Annotated in this window: 14 protein-coding genes and 1 tRNA gene; 8 read left to right on the forward strand and 7 right to left on the reverse strand. The window is 63.3% G+C overall.

Annotated features, from left to right (window positions below):
• Position 1: 1 nt before the first annotated feature.
• The 3 genes from RP6297_RS12650 to RP6297_RS12660 all read right to left on the reverse strand — a co-directional run bounded on the left by RP6297_RS12650 (position 2) and on the right by RP6297_RS12660 (position 3,443).
• On the reverse strand, positions 2-868 hold the full coding sequence (locus tag RP6297_RS12650) for a 2OG-Fe(II) oxygenase (RefSeq protein ID WP_009241580.1): 867 nt from the start codon (positions 866-868) through the stop codon (positions 2-4).
• 66 nt (positions 869-934) lie between these two features.
• A complete protein-coding gene (locus RP6297_RS12655) occupies positions 935-1,696 on the reverse strand; it encodes a lytic transglycosylase domain-containing protein (protein WP_009241581.1) in 762 nt (253 codons plus the stop codon).
• Positions 1,697-1,718: 22 nt separating this feature from the next.
• On the reverse strand, positions 1,719-3,443 hold the full coding sequence (locus RP6297_RS12660; RefSeq protein WP_009241582.1) for a proline--tRNA ligase: 1,725 nt from the start codon (positions 3,441-3,443) through the stop codon (positions 1,719-1,721).
• A gap of 220 nt (positions 3,444-3,663) precedes the next feature.
• Here RP6297_RS12660 and RP6297_RS12665 point away from each other — a divergent pair, with 220 nt between their 5' ends.
• Together RP6297_RS12665 and RP6297_RS12670 are read left to right on the forward strand one after the other, a co-directional pair.
• Positions 3,664-4,371 carry an RNA pyrophosphohydrolase gene (locus tag RP6297_RS12665; protein ID WP_009241583.1) on the forward strand — a complete coding sequence of 236 codons (708 nt, stop codon included), beginning with the start codon at positions 3,664-3,666 and terminating at the stop codon, positions 4,369-4,371.
• 5 nt (positions 4,372-4,376) lie between these two features.
• The gene (locus RP6297_RS12670; RefSeq protein ID WP_009241584.1) at positions 4,377-5,009 is read left to right on the forward strand and encodes a CNP1-like family protein; all 633 of its coding nucleotides are present in this window, start codon (positions 4,377-4,379) and stop codon (positions 5,007-5,009) included.
• A gap of 94 nt (positions 5,010-5,103) precedes the next feature.
• Here RP6297_RS12670 and proB read toward each other — a convergent pair whose 3' ends face one another.
• The 4 genes from proB to rplU form a co-directional block, all read right to left on the reverse strand.
• Positions 5,104-6,228, reverse strand: coding sequence for a glutamate 5-kinase (gene proB / locus RP6297_RS12675; protein ID WP_009241585.1), 1,125 nt, complete (start codon positions 6,226-6,228; stop codon positions 5,104-5,106).
• A gap of 33 nt (positions 6,229-6,261) precedes the next feature.
• On the reverse strand, positions 6,262-7,356 hold the full coding sequence (gene obgE / locus RP6297_RS12680; protein ID WP_009241586.1) for a GTPase ObgE: 1,095 nt from the start codon (positions 7,354-7,356) through the stop codon (positions 6,262-6,264).
• Positions 7,357-7,553: 197 nt separating this feature from the next.
• Complete coding sequence (gene rpmA / locus RP6297_RS12685; protein ID WP_009241587.1) at positions 7,554-7,814, reverse strand: 50S ribosomal protein L27; 261 nt, start codon at positions 7,812-7,814, stop codon at positions 7,554-7,556.
• 37 nt (positions 7,815-7,851) lie between these two features.
• Positions 7,852-8,163, reverse strand: coding sequence for a 50S ribosomal protein L21 (rplU, locus tag RP6297_RS12690; RefSeq protein WP_004633023.1), 312 nt, complete (start codon positions 8,161-8,163; stop codon positions 7,852-7,854).
• 335 nt (positions 8,164-8,498) lie between these two features.
• Between rplU and ispB the strand changes: the two genes are divergently transcribed.
• The 6 genes from ispB (at position 8,499) to RP6297_RS12720 (ending at position 15,187) form a co-directional block, all read left to right on the forward strand.
• Positions 8,499-9,428: an octaprenyl diphosphate synthase gene (gene ispB, locus RP6297_RS12695; RefSeq protein ID WP_050775659.1), complete on the forward strand. Its 930-nt coding sequence runs from the start codon at positions 8,499-8,501 to the stop codon at positions 9,426-9,428.
• Positions 9,429-9,454: 26 nt separating this feature from the next.
• Positions 9,455-9,531: transfer RNA gene (locus tag RP6297_RS12700), tRNA-Pro, on the forward strand.
• Between the two features lie 189 nt (positions 9,532-9,720).
• Complete coding sequence (locus RP6297_RS12705; RefSeq protein WP_009277681.1) at positions 9,721-10,995, forward strand: HlyC/CorC family transporter; 1,275 nt, start codon at positions 9,721-9,723, stop codon at positions 10,993-10,995.
• Positions 10,996-11,254: 259 nt separating this feature from the next.
• A complete protein-coding gene (gene pilB / locus RP6297_RS12710) occupies positions 11,255-12,982 on the forward strand; it encodes a type IV-A pilus assembly ATPase PilB (RefSeq protein WP_009241590.1) in 1,728 nt (575 codons plus the stop codon).
• A gap of 44 nt (positions 12,983-13,026) precedes the next feature.
• The gene (locus tag RP6297_RS12715) at positions 13,027-14,301 is read left to right on the forward strand and encodes a type II secretion system F family protein (RefSeq protein WP_004633031.1); all 1,275 of its coding nucleotides are present in this window, start codon (positions 13,027-13,029) and stop codon (positions 14,299-14,301) included.
• 4 nt (positions 14,302-14,305) lie between these two features.
• Positions 14,306-15,187, forward strand: coding sequence for a prepilin peptidase (locus RP6297_RS12720; RefSeq protein ID WP_009241591.1), 882 nt, complete (start codon positions 14,306-14,308; stop codon positions 15,185-15,187).
• The last annotated feature ends 6 nt before the right edge of the window (positions 15,188-15,193 follow it).

Raw genomic sequence — 15,193 nt, forward strand, 5'->3', positions numbered from 1 at the left:
ATCAGGCGCCGCGACGGTAAGGGCGCTCCCGCAGCCATTTGGTGGCGATCCACTTTTCGCCACGCTCGACCGGCAGGCCGGCATGCAACGTGTCTTCATCCAGCGTGCCGTCGGGCCGCTTGTAGACGAAGAAGACGGCGTTGCCCTTGACGGGCGCCACCTCCAGCCCGAGCTTCGGAAAGCCCGTCGCGCCGCCCGCCTGCACGCTGTTGAGATAGATGACCATGGTCGCCACGCGCTGACCGCCGACTTCAAGCTGGCGTGCCTCGCCGCTGCGTCCGGGGTTGAAGAAATCGAAGTGCGGTTGGTATTCGCCGCCGGGCTGGTAGTTCAGCACCTGGAAGCCCTCGCCGTGTTCGACCGGCACGCCCACGGCCTGCGCGATACGCGCTTCGATCTTGGCGATCAGCGGATGCTCGCCGACCTGGAACATCCCGCCCTGGCTTGTCCGGGCCGAGATCAGGTTTTCCTCGCCCGTATCGGGGTTCACGACGGGCGAACGCTTCAGGCGATTGCGCCCGATCGCGATCAGCTCGTCACACTCCTGGTCCGACAGGAAGTGCTGGAACAGCACGATGCGCGGCGTCTCGATTGCGAACAGGATCGGGATGTCACCATCGGCGGTATGCACGGCATTGCTGTTTTCGACCGCCTCGTCGGCGGCAGGCGTCGGCGCGGGCGCCACGACGGGGGCGGGTGCGCGGGCAGTCAGCGCCTCATCGACGACGCGGCGCGCGAAGGCGCGGTCGTAGCCGGATTGCACCATCGAAGCCACCAGGGATTCGGCCTCGAAACCTTCGGTCACGTGACGCTGCAGCCAGTCGCGCAGCGCGTCAGACATGGTCGCGTACGGTTGGGTGGTGGACATGCGGGATGGAGATGCGGGCGAGGGAGAGATGGCCCTATTGTAGGCCGACGGTTCGCCGACGGAAGATCACGAACCACCAGCCGGCCCGCCAGCAATACGCAGCGGCGAGAACGGATTGCGCGCGGGCACTTCCGGCAGCGCCTTGGCACGCGGCGTGGGAGCAGTGGATTCCGCAGGCACCGGCGCCGATACCGTCATCGCGCTCGACTCCTGATATTGCCAGCGCTTCCAGGCGGCCAGCACGGCATTCGGATATTGCGGCTGGCCGCGGCTGCCGTTGTAACGGCCTAGCGCCAGGTACAGATTGCCGCCTTCCATGTCGAGGTAATGACGCAGGATCGTGCAGCCATACCGCAGGTTGCTTTGCAGATGGAAGAGCTTGCGCGAGTCGTTGTCGCCGATGCTGCGCGTCCAGAACGGCATCACCTGCATGAGGCCCATCGCCCCGGCACTGCTGATGGCGTACTTGCGGAAACCGCTCTCCACCTGGATGAGCCCGAGCACCAGCGCCGGGTCCAGACCAGCGCGTTTGGCCTCGTAATACGCCGTCTCGATCAGTTCGACACGTACCGACGCCTGCGGAATCTTGCCCGACATGCGCACAGACATCTCGGCCAGCCAGCGCAGGTAGCCGAGTTGCTCGTCGTTGCTGGCAAATACCGGGCGCAACGGGCGGCTGTCGGCCACGGCGGCAGACAGCGCGCTGCGCACGGAGTCCGCCAGATATTCCTCTTTCTGGGCGCCCGCCCGCGCCGCCTGCGTGCCCGCGAGCAACGTCCCCGCGCACAGCGCAGTGGCGATCAGGCGGGCTGAAGACAAGCAGCGCATACGGGGTCGTCCTGTTGTTGCGTTATTGCGCGAGACGCGCCTTCAGCGTGGCCAACACATCGGCCGGGGCCACAGCGGTGGCGGCTTCGTCGCGGCGGCCTTGAAATTCCAGCTTGCCTTCCTTGAGGCCGCGGTCGCCCACCACGACGCGGAACGGCACGCCGATCAGCTCCCAGTCGGCAAACATCGCGCCGGGGCGCTCGCCGCGGTCGTCCAGCATCACGTCGATGCCGGCGGCAACCAACTCGGCGTGCAGGCGATCGGCTTCTTCGCGCACGGCGTCGGAGCGGTCGTAACCCACGGGGCAGATCACCACCTGGAACGGCGCGATCGATGCCGGCCAGATAATCCCGCGCGCATCGTAGTTCTGCTCGATGGCCGCACCCAGAATCCGCGTGATGCCGATGCCGTAGCAGCCCATCACCATCGGCTGCGTCTTGCCGTTCTCGTCGAGGAACGTCGCGTTCATCGCCTCGGAGTAGCGCGTGCCCAGCATGAAGACGTGACCGACTTCGATGCCGCGGCAGACGGCCAGCGTGCCCTTGCCATCCGGCGAGGGGTCGCCGGCCACCACGTTGCGCAGGTCGTAAACCTCGGGCTCGGGCAAGTCGCGGCCCCAGTTCACGCCGGTGAAGTGGTAATCCTCTTCGTTGGCGCCGACCACGAAATCGCTCATGGCGGCCGCCGTGCGGTCTGCCACCACCTTCACGGGCAGCTTCGTGCCGATCGGGCCGAGATAGCCAGGGCGCGTGTCGAATGCGCGGAGGATTTCGCCCTCGGTTGCGAAGCGGAAGTCGGCCAGACCCGGCACCTTCGATGCCTTGACCTCGTTGAGTTCATGGTCGCCGCGCAGCAGCAGCAACCAGATCTGGGGCTCGCCGCCCTCGACTTCGGTCGCCAGCACGATGGATTTGATCGTGCGCTGCAGCGGAATCCCCAGTTGCTCGGCCACAGCCTCGCACTTGGCGCGGCCGGGCGTATGCGTCTTGGTGAGGGCCTCGGTGGCAGCGGCACGCGGCGCGGCCGGGGCAACGGCTTCCGCAGCTTCGATGTTTGCGGCGTAGTCGGAATCCGGGCAGTAGATGATGGCGTCTTCGCCCGTATCGGCAATCACGTGGAACTCGTGCGAGCCCGAGCCGCCGATGGCCCCGTTGTCGGCCGCCACGGCGCGGAATTCCAGGCCGAAACGCTGGAAGATGCGCGTGTAGGCGTCGTACATCTTCTGGTACGACACCTTCAGGCCCTCGGCGTCGCGGTCGAAGGAGTACGCGTCCTTCATCGTGAATTCGCGGCCGCGCATGATGCCGAAACGCGGGCGGCGCTCGTCGCGGAACTTGGTCTGGATCTGGTAGAAATTGACGGGCAGCTGCTTGTACGAGCGAATTTCAGTGCGGGCGATGTCGGTCACCACCTCCTCCGACGTCGGCTGCATGACGAAGTCGCGCTCGTGGCGATCCTTGAAGCGCAGCAGCTCGTCGCCCATCTTGTCCCAGCGGCCGGTCTCCTGCCACAGCTCGCCCGGCTGCACCACCGGCATCAGCACCTCCACCGCGCCGGCGGCATTCATTTCCTCACGCACGATCTGCTCGACCTTGCGGATCACGCGCAGACCCACGGGCATATACGTATAGAGGCCCGCGCCGAGCTTCTTGATCATGCCGGCACGCATCATCAACTTGTGCGAGACGATCTCCGCGTCAGCGGGCGCTTCCTTGAGCGTGGAAATGAAGAATTGGGACGCTTTCATGCGACTGACAATAAGGGATGACGCGGCCAACCAAAGCCGCGAAAACAAGGGCAAAAGCCACCGGAATCAGGAGATGAGACGAGGCGCCAGGCGCACATTCGCGCAATCGGCACCCCTCCCCCAGGAGGCGCGAGTGAGCGGCAACATTTCGGCTTCTGTGACAGCCGAGCGACGGGCCGCTCTATAATCGGCGTAATTCTAAAGTATTCGAGGTGCAGTCATGCTCGATCGTGAAGGCTTCCGCCCGAACGTCGGCATCATCCTCATCAACGCAAGAAACGAGGTGTTCTGGGGCAAGCGCATTGGCGAGCACTCCTGGCAGTTTCCACAAGGCGGCATCAAATACGGCGAAACGCCCGAACAAGCGATGTTCCGCGAACTGCACGAAGAAGTCGGCCTGTTGCCAGAACACGTCCGGATCGTCGGTCGCACGCGCGACTGGCTGCGGTATGAGGTGCCGGACAAGTTCATCCGCCGCGAAATACGCGGCCACTATCGGGGCCAGAAACAGATCTGGTTCCTGCTGCGCATGGTCGGTCGCGACTGCGACATCCAACTGCGTGCCACCGAGCATCCGGAATTCGATGCGTGGCGGTGGAGCCAGTACTGGGTGCCGCTCGAGGCCGTCATCGAGTTCAAGCGCGAGGTGTATCAGCTGGCGCTGTCGGAGCTTTCGCGCTTCGTGCAGCGTCAGACCCGCGCGCCGCTCTCGCCCTACGGGCGCGGCGGCCAGCACCGAGAGCGCGACGGACGCGACGCGCGCGATAGCCGCGAACGTTCCAGCGACCAGGGCAGCCGGAACGAACAGCACGCCCAGCCGGCCCTGACCGTCACCACCACGACGGTCATCGTCGAGACGGTGAGCGTATCCGCGCCGGCCCCCATCTCTCCCAACCCTGACGACACGGCTCCCAAGGATAATTCGTGAATCTGATGACGACGACACGTGGAGCGCACCGCGCTCTCGTGCCGCTCGCGCTGGCGGCTGCGCTGGCGCTGACGGCATGTGGCCATAACCGCACCGGCGACCTCGAAGACAAGCTGTTGATGGACCCGTTCAACGACAAGCCCTTCAAGGAAGACGCCGTCACCTTCCCGGCCCCGCCGGTCGATCGTGATGCCGTGCCATTCGATGTGGGCGGCCGTGATGAATCGCCGCTGCGCTTTGCGATCGATCCGAAATCGGTGTCGATCGGCAAGGACAACGTGGTGCGCTACACCGTGCTGATCACCAGCAAGACCGGCGCGCGCAACGTCAACTACGAAGGCCTGCGCTGCGACACGGCGGAACGACGCATCTATGCGACGTTGCGCAACGACTCCAACCAGTGGGTCGGCAACCGCGCGGTCGACATGAACGAAACGGCGAATGCCGAATCGGCAAGCATGAACGCCTACAAGCCCGCGACGGATTGGCAACGCGTTGGCAATGGCGGGCCGACGGACTATGCGTCGGCGTTGATGCGCTCGTACTTCTGCGACGTGCGGTCAGTTGCGGGCGACGGGAAAGCCTCGACGCTGGTGCGCCGTCTCGGCGGGCAGGGCGGACGTTTTTACGGGCCCTAAGCGGCGCGCACCGGCGTGCCGTATGCGCGCCCTAAACACAAAGGCCAACCTCGCGAGGTTGGCCTTTTGTTTTCATGCTCGCCGAGCGGCTGGATCAGAGCAGCACCAGGTTATCCCGATGCACCAGCTCGGCAGCGCTGACGTAGCCCAGCACCGCCTCAATCTCGGACGATGCCTTGCGCGCGATCAGCCGGGCCTCGGCGGAGGAATAGTTCGTCAGCCCACGCGCCACTTCGCGGCCCGCCGCGTCCACACAGGAAATCACTTCCCCGCGCGCAAATTCGCCCTGCACTTCCGTCACGCCGATCGGCAGCAACGACTTCCCGCCGACCGTGAGCTTCTCGACCGCGCCGGCGTCGAGCACCACGCGACCGCGCAACTGCAGGTGGTCGATCATCCACTGCTTGCGCGCCGCCATCCGCCCGGTCGGTGCGCGGAGTTGCGTGCCGATGGCCTCGCCGCTTGCCAGCCGCGCGAGCACGTCAGCCTCGCGACCCGACGCGATGATGGTGTGCGCGCCCGATTTTGCCGCACGCTTGGCCGCCAGAATCTTCGTCAGCATGCCGCCCTTGCCGATGCTCGAACCGGCACCGCCGGCCATCTGCTCAAGGTCCGGCGTGCCGGCTTGCGCCTCGTCGACAAAGCGGGCGCCCGGCTCTTTGCGCGGGTCAGCGGTGTACAGGCCGCGTTGGTCCGTCAGGATGATCAGCGCGTCGCCCTCGATCAGGTTGGTGACGAGTGCGCCCAGCGTGTCGTTGTCGCCGAACTTGATTTCATCGGTGACGACGGTGTCGTTCTCGTTGATGATCGGCACGACACCGAGGCTCAGCAGCGTGAGCAGTGTGGAACGTGCATTGAGATAGCGCTCGCGATCAGCCAGGTCGCCATGCGTGAGCAGCACCTGCGCCGTGCGGATGCTGTGTCGCGCGAACTCGGATTCGTACACCTGCGCCAGCCCCATCTGCCCGACGGCGGCGGCGGCCTGCAACTCATGAATTTCTTTCGGACGCTTGGCCCACCCCAACCGCTGCATGCCCTCGGCGATGGCGCCTGAGCTGACCAGCACGACTTCCTTGCCCGCCGCCCGTAGCGCCGCGATCTGCGCGGCCCAGCGGGCAATGGCGGCCTGGTCGAGGCCACGGCCGTCGTTGGTAACCAGGCTGGAACCGACCTTGACGACAAGGCGGCGCGCATCGGCGATCAGCGAATGCAGGGCCATGGTGGGCGTGTCTCCGAAGGAAGTTTGTTGTGTTTACGCTTGATCGTCGTGGCCGACGTTGTGCAGGCTCGGGTCCAGACGCTGGTCGGGCGCGGCGGCGGCTGCATCCTCTTCGGCGCGCAGCTCGTCGAGGTATTCCTGAATCGCATGAACAAGTGCCTGCGTGCCATCGTGCGTCAACGCAGAAATGCGGTGCACCGGGCCCTTCCACTTGAAGCGCTTCACGAAGTCTTTCACGCGCGCTTCGCGTTCGTCCTCGGGCACCATGTCGAGCTTGTTGAGCACGAGCCAGCGCGGCTTGTCGAAGAGTTCAGCGTCGTATTTCTTCAGCTCGCCGACAATTGCCTTGGCTTCAGCCACCGGATCGACGCTCTCGTCGAACGGGGCCAGATCCACCACATGCAGCAGCACGCGCGTGCGTTGCAGGTGCCGTAAGAATTGGTGCCCCAGACCGGCACCCTCTGCTGCGCCCTCAATCAGGCCGGGAATGTCCGCCACCACGAACGATTTCGACGGGCCTGTCCGGACCACCCCCAGGTTCGGGTGCAGCGTCGTAAACGGGTAGTCGGCAATCTTCGGTCGCGCGTTCGAAATGGCCGTGATCAGCGTCGACTTGCCGGCATTCGGCATGCCGAGCAGACCCACGTCGGCCAGCACCTTCAACTCCAGGCGCAGGTTGCGACGCTCACCGGCCTTGCCGTCGGTCTTCTGGCGCGGCGCGCGGTTGGTGCTCGACTTGAAGTGGATGTTGCCCCAACCGCCTTCGCCGCCCTGCGCGAGGCACAGGCGCTGGCCGTCGACGGTCAGGTCGGCGATCAGCTCTTCCGTGTCGGCATCGTAAATGGCCGTGCCCACGGGCATGCGCAGCGTGATGTCTTCGCCTGCAGCGCCGTAACAGTCGGCTCCCCGGCCGTTTTCGCCGTTGCGCGCGAGATGCTTCTTGGCGAAGCGGTAGTCGATCAGGGTGTTGATGTTGCGGTCAGCCACGGCCCACACGCTGCCGCCCCGCCCGCCGTCGCCGCCATCCGGCCCGCCGAACGGGACGAATTTCTCGCGGCGCATCGAGGCGCTGCCGTTGCCGCCGTCACCAGCGATCACTTCAATCCGGGCTTCGTCGATGAACTTCATGGAGGTCTCCGCCCGTGCGACGTGCGCACGGCAGGTAAAAAAAGAAATCGGCGCCACTCGCGCCATTGCTAACAGAACGCGCCTGGAAACACGCACCAAGAAGCTGCGTACCGCCCAGGATCATGGTCGCGTTTTGTTAGCAGCCAGAAACGAAAAAGCCCCGCACGGGTGCGGGGCCTTTCTACTACAAGGCTGAATCAGGCCGCCGGAACAACGTCGACGAACTGCTTCTTGCCTTCGCCGCGGGTGGCGAACTTAACGTGGCCATCGACCAGCGCGAAGAGGGTGTGGTCCTTGCCCATGCCCACGTTCACACCAGCGTGCGTGCGGGTGCCGCGTTGGCGGACGATGATGCCGCCAGCGTTGATGGCTTGACCGCCGTACACCTTCACGCCCAGGCGCTTCGACTCGGAATCGCGGCCGTTCCGTGTGGAACCGCCGCCTTTTTTCTGTGCCATGACTGAACTCCTATCCGGTTACGTAGACGACGCAGCCTTAGGCCACGATCGAGTCGATACGCAACTCGGTGTAATTTTGACGATGCCCTTGGCGCTTTTGATAGTGCTTACGACGGCGCATCTTGAAGATGTGCACTTTGTCGTGACGACCGTGGGAGATGACGGTGGCTTTGACGGCAGCCCCGCTCACCAGCGGCGCACCAACCTTGAGTTGGTCGCCGGCGCCCACTGCGAGCACCTGGTCAAGCGTGATTTCTGCGCCAACGTCCGCCGGTATCTGTTCTACTTTCAGTTTTTCGCCAGCAGCAACCTTGTATTGCTTACCGCCGGTTTTTACGACCGCGTACATTGTCGGACCTCGATAAAAGAACTAAAACGTGACTCTTGTGCCACTCGCCGCCCACATGCGCGGACAACGGACACAGAGAGCTCGCAACTATACAAGAAAAACCCAAGCAAATCAAAGACTAATACCCTGGCACGTGTGCTGCGCCTGCGCAACGGCCCGCCACGTCAAGCGTGGGGCGCCCAGCCATCGGGCAAACCTCCTTGTTGCTCTATAATCTCGCGGTTTTTTGCGCTGTTTGTCCGCGCGCAAGTCGACCATCAGCCACACGTTTTCTGTCGGAATTCGCCTTGACCCAGACCTCCGCCTCCGTCCTGCTCGCCCCTGTCGCTGAAGACATGCGCGCCGTCGATGCCGTGATCCGCCGCCGCCTGGGCTCGGAGGTGGTGCTGATCAATCAGATCGGCGAATACATCATCAGCGCCGGCGGCAAGCGCCTGCGCCCGGTGATCCTGCTGCTGGTAGCAAACGCGCTTGGTTACAAGGGCGAGCATCAGCACGAGCTGGCCGCCGTGGTCGAGTTCATCCACACCGCCACGCTGCTGCACGACGATGTGGTCGACGAATCCGACCTGCGCCGCGGCCGCAAGACCGCCAACGCCGTGTTCGGCAACGCCGCAAGCGTGCTGGTGGGCGACTTCCTGTATTCGCGCGCCTTCCAGATGATGGTGCAGGCCAACAGCATGCGCATCATGCAGATCCTGGCCGACGCAACCAACATCATTTCTGAAGGCGAGGTCCTGCAACTGTTGAACATGCATGACCCGGACGTGACGGAAGAGCGCTACCTGCAGGTCATTCGCTACAAGACCGCCAAGCTGTTCGAGGCAGCTGCCCAGATCGGCGCCGTGCTCTCGGGCGCGGACGCCGCCACTGAAGAAGCCGCTGCCGAATATGGCCGCCGCATCGGCACCGCGTTCCAGATCGTCGACGACCTGCTCGACTACACCTCCACCGCTGACCAGATGGGCAAGAACGCAGGTGACGACCTGCGCGAAGGCAAGCCGACACTGCCGCTCATCCACCTGCTATCGAACGGCACTGAAGAGCAGCGAGCACTGGTGCGCCAAGCCATCGAGCAAGGCGGCACGGAACATTTCGATGCGATCTTCGCTGCCATTCAGGCTTCCGGCGCGCTGGAGTACACGCGCCAGGCCGCCGAGCGCGAAGCCGCTGCAGCCGAAGCCGCAGCAAACGCATTACCCCCTTCCCTTTTCCGTCAGACGCTGATAGACTTGTGTGCTTTCTCGCTGCAACGTCAGTCCTGACACGCACGAGATCTGCGAAGAAGCATCGGGGTGTAGCTTAGCCTGGTAGAGCGCTACGTTCGGGACGTAGAGGCCGGAGGTTCGAATCCTCTCACCCCGACCAGTTTCTCGTATTTCAATCATTTCTGCGGCACAGTTTTCAGCATCGCCGCACAGCAATTCCAAGCTTCTTTCGGCATCGTCCGCTCAGTTCAGCGGGGTGTTGCGCTGTCCGCGCAACCAACGGCCGCGTGCGCAGAAGCGCCAAACCCCTCTGTTATAGTGGGCGCTTCGCCGTTCTCCCTCTCCCGCTTTGGACTCTTGGCCGCTCTGGGCACAAATCGGCGCCGTCGTGCTGCTGTTGTGTTGCTCCGCCTTCTTCTCGATTTCCGAAACCGCGATGATGGCGCTCAATCGCCATCGCCTGCGCCATCTTGCAAAGTCCAACGTATCCGGCGCGCGCAATACGCTGCAATTGCTTGGTCAGACCGACAAGCTGCTCTCGCTCATCCTGATCGGCAACAACCTGATCAATACCGCCGTGCCGGTGCTGATCACCACCTTGGCGATCCACTACTTCGGCAACAACGGAACGACGCTGTCGATCGCCACGGCCATCGTGGCGTTTCTCATCATCGTGTTCGCCGAGATCGCCCCGAAGATCGTGGGCGCGACCTATCCCGAACGCGTTGCGTTTCCCGCCAGCTTCATCATCAAGCCGCTGCTGCAGATTTCGACGCCGCTGGTCGCGGTGGTCAACGCGTTTGCCATGGGGGTGCTGCGGCTGGTGCGCATCAATACGCGCAAGGCGCCGGAACAGCGCATGTCGACCGAGGAACTGCGCACGCTGGTGCTGGAATCGGGCAACTTCATCCCGCACAAGCACCGCAGCATCCTGCTCAACCTGTTCGATCTGGACGCCATCACCGTGGACGACGTGATGACGCCGCGCGCGCGGGTGGAATCGCTCGACCTGTCGCGCCCGATCGAAGAGGTCGTCCAGCAGCTCGAGACCTGCTATCACAACAAGCTTCCGGTGTTCGAGCAGGACAGCGATCAGGTGATCGGCATCCTGCATGTGCGCAAGGCGCTGTCACTTCTGGGGCACACCGAACTCACGCACGACGATTTCCGTAGCCTGCTGGCCGAGCCCTATTTCGTACCGAGCGGCACACCCGTTTTCCGCCAGCTACAGTATTTTCAGGAGAACCGCCGCCGCCTCGGGCTGATCGTCAATGAATACGGCGACATGCTGGGGCTGGTCACGCTCGAGGACATCATCGAAGAGATGATCGGCGAGTTCACCACCACGCTTCCCAACGCCGGCAAGCTGGCCTGGGACAAGGAAGGCACTTATCTTGCGGATGCGGGAATGTCGTTGCGCGATCTGAACCGGCGCCTGGGCCTGAGTCTGCCGACCGACGGCCCGAAAACGCTCAACGGGCTGCTATTGGAAGAGCTGGAAGAGATTCCCGAGGCGACGGTCAGCGTGAAGATCGCGGGCTGCGTGATGGACATCGTCCAGATGGACAGTCAGTCGATCCGCACGGTGCGACTGCATCAGCCGCCGCAGCCAAAGCGTAGTTGACGCCACACCTGAGGCCGAACGCTTCAGTTGGAGCGGTTTTCTGCCGATGTGGCACAAATGCAAGCTGCGGTTTGATGTGCGCTTTACAAATGCAGGGGCGGTCGGCAAACTGCCCCGGTTCCGGGCACCACCCCCCACGAATGGGTGGGGTACCGGCTGCAGAACATAGAACAATCGCCTTGGGGGGCGAGCGCGCGCAGGAGGCGGTGGGGCCCGGCGCGCGCTGAAATAGTCAGCTTCAGCCTGACGGACTGGACTCATGACACTCGGACTCGCTCTAGCGCAGAGCCGGCGGATCGCGCCGACGCTACTTACCCAGCTCGAACAGAGCGCGCGTGAGAAACGCACGCAACTGATCGACGAACTGGTGGGCAGCGGGATCATGAGTGCGCACGACCTCGCCGTGTTCGTGGCCGGCAAGTACCAGATGCCGCTGCTGGACCTGGCACAGTACAAGCTCGACACCGTGCCGGCCGTGCTGTCGGCCAACAAGCACTTTGCCCAGTTGCGCCTGTTGCCGCTGGGCCGTCGCGAGAACCGCCTCATCCTCGCCACGTCCGACCCGAGCGATCCGAAGCCGATCGAAGAGCTGCGTCAGAAGATGAACGTGGCCATCGAAACGGTCATCGTCGAACACGACAAGCTGGTTCGCCAACTCAGCCTCGCCAATGAGGCGCCGGCCGAGATCAAGTCGCTCTTCCCCAAGCAGGAAGCCACGCAGATCGAATACGATGCGGGCGCTGCCGCCGCCACGCGTCGCACCACCCCCGACGGCATCGACGATGCCCCTGTGGTGCGCTTCCTGCAGAAGCTCTTTACCGAAGCCTTGCTGCGCGGCGCATCGGATTTGCATTTCGAGCCCTTTGAAACGTTTTACCGCGTGCGTTTCCGCATCGACGGCATCCTCGCGCAGGTCGCGCAGCCGCCGCTCGATATCCGCGACAAGATCGCGACCCGCATCAAGGTGCTCTCGCGCCTCGACATCTCGGAAAAGCGCGTGCCGCAAGACGGCCGCATGAAGCTGCTCATCACTGTCCCGAAAGACCGCAAGGACAAGGACAACAAAGAGACGATCGAGCGCGCCATCGACTTCCGGGTGTCGACGCTGCCGACGCTGTTCGGCGAAAAGATCGTGATCCGGATTCTGGAGTCGTCCACCGAGCGGCTCGATATCGACCAGCTTGGCTATGAGCCGGAGCAAAAGCAGTTGCTGCTCGACGTCATCAAGCGGCCGTACGGCATGGTGCTCGTGACGGGGCCAACCGGATCGGGCAAAACCGTGTCGCTGTACACGTTCCTGAACAGGCTGAACCAGGGCGACATCAATATCTCCACCGCCGAAGACCCAGCGGAAATCCAGTTGCCCGGCATCAACCAGGTCAACGTGAACGACAAGGCTGGGCTGACCTTTGCGGCGGCGCTGAAGTCGTTCCTGCGGCAGGATCCGGACATCATCATGGTGGGCGAAATCCGAGATCTGGAGACGGCCGACATCTCGATCAAGGCTGCGCAGACCGGTCACCTGGTGTTTTCCACGCTGCACACCAACGACGCACCGACCACACTGACCCGCCTGATGAACATGGGCGTGGCGCCGTTCAACATCGCGTCTTCGGTGCTACTGATTACGGCGCAGCGTCTGGCGCGCCGGTTGTGCAAGGAATGCAAGAAGCCCGGTCCGCTGCCCAAGGAAACGTTGCTCGATGCAGGCTTTACCGAGGCAGACCTCGACGGCTCATGGCAGCCGTATCATCCGGTCGGTTGCGAGATCTGCAACGGCAGCGGTTACAAGGGCCGGGTCGGCATTTACCAGGTCATGCCAATTACCGAAACGATCCAGGAAATCATTCTCACGCATGGCACGGCGCTGCAGATTGCCGAGCAGGCGCGCAAAGACGGCGTGATGTCGCTACGCGAATCGGGCCTGCGAAAAGTGAAGCAGGGGCTAACTTCCCTCGAGGAAGTGCTGGCCACAACGAACCAATAACCTTCTCGATCAATCGTTCCCATACCGGGGGGTAGGAACCAACCATGGCCACACGAGCACCCGCCGCGAACCGCGCGGCCGCAGCGCCCAATCGCACGACCGGCAAGACCGCCAAGACCAAGGCGCCCACGCAGTACATCTTCGAGTGGGAAGGCAAAGATCGGAAAGGCAAGATCTTCAAGGGCGAGATGCGCGCCGAGAGCATCACCGAGGTGAATGCCATCCTGCGCAAGCAAGGCCTGTCGATCACCAAATCCAAGCGCCGCCGCGCGGCCCGCGGCAAGAAGATCACGCCGAAGGACATCGCCTACTTCACGCGCCAGCTGTCGACCATGCTGAAGGCCGGCGTGCCGCTGCTGCAGTCGATCGACATCATCGCAAAGGGCCACGCCAACCCGAACTTCACGCAGCTGCTCACGGAAATCCGCGTCGATATTGAATCGGGCAGCAGCATGGCGCAAGCCTTCCGACGTCACCCGAAGTACTTCGACACGCTGTACTGCAACCTGATCGACGCGGGCGAGCAAGGCGGTATTCTGGATGCGCTGCTCGAGCGGCTTTCGCTGTACATGGAAAAGTCCCTCGCACTGAAGGCGCAGATCAAGTCGGCCCTGATCTACCCGATCTCGGTGCTGACGGTGGCCTTCCTGGTGACCGTGGTGCTGATGATCTTTGTGGTGCCGTCGTTCAAGGGTGTTTTCTCCGGTTTCGGTGCCGATTTGCCAGCCCCGACGCTGTTCGTCATTGCGATATCGGATTTCTTCGTCAAGTGGTGGATACCAATCGTGCTAGGGCCCATTGCCGGCATTGCACTGTTTTCGCGTGCATTCAAGCGATCTGAAAACGTCCAGCGTTCGACGCATCGCTTCATCCTGAAGATTCCCATCTTTGGCGACATCATCCGCAAGGCAACCATTGCTCGCTGGACGCGTACGCTGGCTACCATGTTCGCAGCCGGTACGCCGCTCGTGGAGTCGATGGAGTCGGTCGCCGGGGCCGCAGGCAACTGGATCTACCATGATGCGACCCTCGAGGTTCAGCAAGCGGTACGTATCGGCACGAGTCTCACCAACGCCATGCAAGCGACACACGTGTTCGACAACATGGTCCTGCAGATGACGCAGATCGGTGAAGAGTCCGGCGCCCTGGACAACATGCTGCTGAAGGTGGCGGAGTTCTACGAGCGCGAGGTGGACGATGCGGTCGCCAACATCTCGACTCTGATCGAACCCATCATCATCGTCTTCCTCGGCGTGCTAATCGGCGGCATGGTGGTGGCGATGTATCTGCCGATCTTCAAGCTTGGTACGGTGGTCTGACGCAATGCCTGAGATGTTCGTCATCCCCACGTTGGCGCAACTGCCGGCGTGGTTTGTAGTTGCCGCAGGCGGGCTGGTCGGCTTGCTGGTCGGCAGCTTCCTGAACGTGGTGATCCACCGCCTGCCGCGCATGATCGAGCGGGAGGAAGCCAACTATATCGCCGAGTTGCGCGAAGAACCGCTGCCTCACCCGGAGGCATACAACCTGATCGTGCCGCGCTCGGCGTGCCCGTCGTGCGGCCATCAGATCAAGGCGATCGAGAATATCCCCGTGTTGAGCTGGCTTGCGCTGCGAGGCCGTTGCAGTGCGTGCAAAACGCCCATCTCTTGGCGCTATCCCGCTGTGGAACTGGTCACCGGTCTGCTGACGGCGGCCTGCCTTTGGCACTTCGGCCCGACGTGGGTAGCGGTTGCATCGGCGGTGCTGCTGTGGTTCCTAATCGCCGGCACGATGATCGACGCCGACACGCAGCTGTTGCCCGACGCGATCACCCAGCCGCTGCTGTGGCTGGGGCTGGGCGTGAACCTGTTTGACATGTTCACGCACCTGCACGATGCGGTGATCGGCGCGATGGCCGGCTACCTGTTCCTGTGGTCGATCTATTGGGCCTACAAGCTCTTGCGCGGCCGTGAAGGCATGGGCTACGGCGACTTCAAGCTGATGGCCGCGCTCGGCGCGTGGTTCGGCTGGCAGGCGCTGCCGCTGCTGGTGCTGCTGTCGTCGGTCGTGGGGCTGGTGTTTGGGCTCGTGCGCATTGCGCGCGGCGCGAAGAGCGAATCGCCGTTCTCGTTCGGGCCGTTCATTGCCGGAGCCGGCGTGATCGCATTGCTGGCCGGCCCGCAATTGCTGGTGATGGCGGGCCTCGGTCCGCTGCTAGCGCCATAAGAGCAC

The organism is Ralstonia pickettii, assembly GCF_016466415.2.
GTDB classification, from domain to species: Bacteria; Pseudomonadota; Gammaproteobacteria; order Burkholderiales; family Burkholderiaceae; genus Ralstonia; species Ralstonia pickettii.

Coding starts and splice junctions, on each gene's coding strand:
- RP6297_RS12660 (WP_009241582.1), bottom strand. CDS start 3,443: ATGAAAGCGTCCCAATTCTTCATTTCCACGCTCAAGGAAGCGCCCGCT.
- RP6297_RS12665 (WP_009241583.1), top strand. CDS start 3,664: ATGCTCGATCGTGAAGGCTTCCGCCCGAACGTCGGCATCATCCTCATC.
- proB (WP_009241585.1), bottom strand. CDS start 6,228: ATGGCCCTGCATTCGCTGATCGCCGATGCGCGCCGCCTTGTCGTCAAG.
- pilB (WP_009241590.1), top strand. CDS start 11,255: ATGACACTCGGACTCGCTCTAGCGCAGAGCCGGCGGATCGCGCCGACG.
- rplU (WP_004633023.1), bottom strand. CDS start 8,163: ATGTACGCGGTCGTAAAAACCGGCGGTAAGCAATACAAGGTTGCTGCT.
- RP6297_RS12670 (WP_009241584.1), top strand. CDS start 4,377: ATGACGACGACACGTGGAGCGCACCGCGCTCTCGTGCCGCTCGCGCTG.
- ispB (WP_050775659.1), top strand. CDS start 8,499: ATGCGCGCCGTCGATGCCGTGATCCGCCGCCGCCTGGGCTCGGAGGTG.
- rpmA (WP_009241587.1), bottom strand. CDS start 7,814: ATGGCACAGAAAAAAGGCGGCGGTTCCACACGGAACGGCCGCGATTCC.
- RP6297_RS12650 (WP_009241580.1), bottom strand. CDS start 868: ATGTCCACCACCCAACCGTACGCGACCATGTCTGACGCGCTGCGCGAC.
- RP6297_RS12655 (WP_009241581.1), bottom strand. CDS start 1,696: ATGCGCTGCTTGTCTTCAGCCCGCCTGATCGCCACTGCGCTGTGCGCG.
- RP6297_RS12720 (WP_009241591.1), top strand. CDS start 14,306: ATGCCTGAGATGTTCGTCATCCCCACGTTGGCGCAACTGCCGGCGTGG.
- RP6297_RS12715 (WP_004633031.1), top strand. CDS start 13,027: ATGGCCACACGAGCACCCGCCGCGAACCGCGCGGCCGCAGCGCCCAAT.
- obgE (WP_009241586.1), bottom strand. CDS start 7,356: ATGAAGTTCATCGACGAAGCCCGGATTGAAGTGATCGCTGGTGACGGC.